The organism is Tropicimonas sp. IMCC6043 (assembly GCF_004146235.1).
GTDB lineage: Bacteria > Pseudomonadota > Alphaproteobacteria > Rhodobacterales > Rhodobacteraceae > Tropicimonas.
Window position 1 is genome coordinate 1 of sequence record NZ_SELO01000235.1, and the last position, 255, is coordinate 255.

Here is a 255-nt window from a genome sequence, read left to right on the forward strand (position 1 = left end):
CCTCCGAGCGGAGTTCCTTGACCTCCGGCGCCGTCGCCTGACGGGCAGTGTCTCCAGCCAGGCGTTTCTTGCCGGCCTCGAGGAACTCTTTCGACCAGGTGTAGTAGAGGCTCTCGGCGATCCCCTCTCGGCGGCACAGCGCGGCGATGCTCTCCTCGCCTCGAAGTCCGGCCAGCACGATGCGGATCTTCTCCTCGGCCGAGTAATGCTTGCGGGTCTTCCGCTTGATCCCCCTGACCAGCTTGTCAGCGGCAT

General features: G+C 65.1%; 1 protein-coding gene. It reads right to left on the bottom strand.

Annotated elements, in window-relative coordinates; all coding sequences use genetic code 11:
* Window positions 1-241: transposase (locus EU800_RS26500; RefSeq protein WP_371685681.1), on the bottom strand; the 241-nt coding region annotated here is incomplete at its 3' end.
* Between the last annotated feature and the right edge of the window lie 14 nt (window positions 242-255).